The following is a 1,513-nucleotide window of genomic DNA, read 5'->3' as shown; positions in this document are numbered from 1 at the left end:
AGCTCCAGCGGGCCCATCGGCTGGTTGCAGCCCAGCTTCATCCCCGCATCGATGGAGGCGACATCGCCCACGCCCTCATGCAGGGCGAAGCAGGCCTCGTTGATCATCGGCAGCAGGATGCGGTTGACGATGAAGGCCGGGAAATCCTCGGAGACGGCAATCTGCTTGCCGAGCTTGGCAACGAATGCCTTGGCAGTCTCGAAGGTGGCGTCGTCGGTCGCGATGCCACGGATCAGTTCGACCAGTTCCATCACAGGCACCGGATTCATGAAATGAATGCCGATGAAGCGCTCGGGGCGGTCGGTCGAGGCGGCGAGCCGGGTGATCGAGATCGACGAGGTGTTGGAGGCGATGATCGCCTCGGGCTTCAGCGTCGTGCAAAGATCGTGGAAGATCTTCCGCTTGACTTCTTCCTTCTCGACCGCGGTTTCGATCACCAGATCGCAATCAGCCAGGCCGTCGAGCCGGTCATTCGCAGTGATGTTTGCGAGAGCCTGCTTGCGCTGCTCCTCGGTGATGAGCTTGCGGGCGATTTGCCGGGTGAGATTGCCGTTGATGGTGGCCATCGCCGACTTCAGCCGGTCCGCCGAGATGTCGTTCAGGACCACGGCGAATCCGCCAAGCGCAGCCACATGCGCGATGCCGTTGCCCATCTGGCCGGAGCCGATCACGCCGACTTTCTTGATTGTTAAGGCCATCTGTCATCTCGTTGGACGCCCGCCGCACGCACGGGCTGGAGCATTTTGGCAACTTCCGCGCCGGAAACCGCCGGAACGAAGCAGTATCGCGACAAACACTTAAACTTTGCCAACGGATCCGGCCGTAGCCGGATCCGTTGGCAAGCCGGCGATTACTTGCCGAGCTTGCCGAGTTCTTCGGTCAGTTCCGGCACCGCCTGATACAGGTCAGCGACCAGGCCGTAGTCGGCGACCTGGAAGATCGGCGCGTCTTCGTCCTTGTTGATCGCGACGATCACCTTGGAGTCCTTCATGCCGGCGAGATGCTGGATCGCGCCGGAAATGCCGATCGCGACGTACAGCTCCGGCGCCACGACCTTGCCGGTCTGGCCGACCTGCCAGTCGTTCGGCGCGTAGCCGGCGTCCACCGCGGCACGCGAGGCGCCGACACCGGCGCCGAGCTTGTCGGCGAGCGGCTCGATGTACTTGGTGAAGTTCTCGCGGCTCTGCATCGCACGTCCACCGGAGACGATGATCTTGGCCGAGGCCAGCTCCGGACGATCGCTCTTGGCGACTTCCTCGCTGACGAAGGTCGACAGGCCCGGATCTTCCGCAGCCGCCACCGACTCGACCGGCGCGCTGCCACCCTCGCCCGCCGCCTGGAAGGTCGAGGTGCGGACGGTGATGACCTTCTTGGCGTCCTTGGACTTGACGGTCTGGATCGCGTTGCCGGCGTAGATCGGCCGCTCGAACGTGTCGGGCGCGACGACCTTGATGATCTCCGACACCTGCATCACGTCGAGCAGCGCGGCGACGCGCGGCATCACGTTCTTGAA

Annotated in this window: 2 protein-coding genes; both read right to left on the bottom strand. The window is 63.5% G+C overall.

Going from position 1 to position 1,513, the window contains the following annotated elements; translation table 11 throughout:
- On the bottom strand, positions 1-698 hold a 698-nt coding region (locus ACOJTD_RS07275; protein ID WP_420132251.1), incomplete at its 3' end, for a 3-hydroxyacyl-CoA dehydrogenase NAD-binding domain-containing protein.
- A 152-nt stretch (positions 699-850) separates the two neighbouring features.
- Positions 851-1,513, bottom strand: a 663-nt coding sequence (locus ACOJTD_RS07270; RefSeq protein WP_420132250.1) for an electron transfer flavoprotein subunit alpha/FixB family protein, incomplete at its 5' end; no start/stop codon positions are given.

Origin of the sequence: Rhodopseudomonas sp. (assembly GCF_048594845.1) — a bacterium.
Taxonomy (GTDB): domain Bacteria; phylum Pseudomonadota; class Alphaproteobacteria; order Rhizobiales; family Xanthobacteraceae; genus Rhodopseudomonas.
This window is presented reverse-complemented; position numbering and strand designations above follow the sequence as displayed.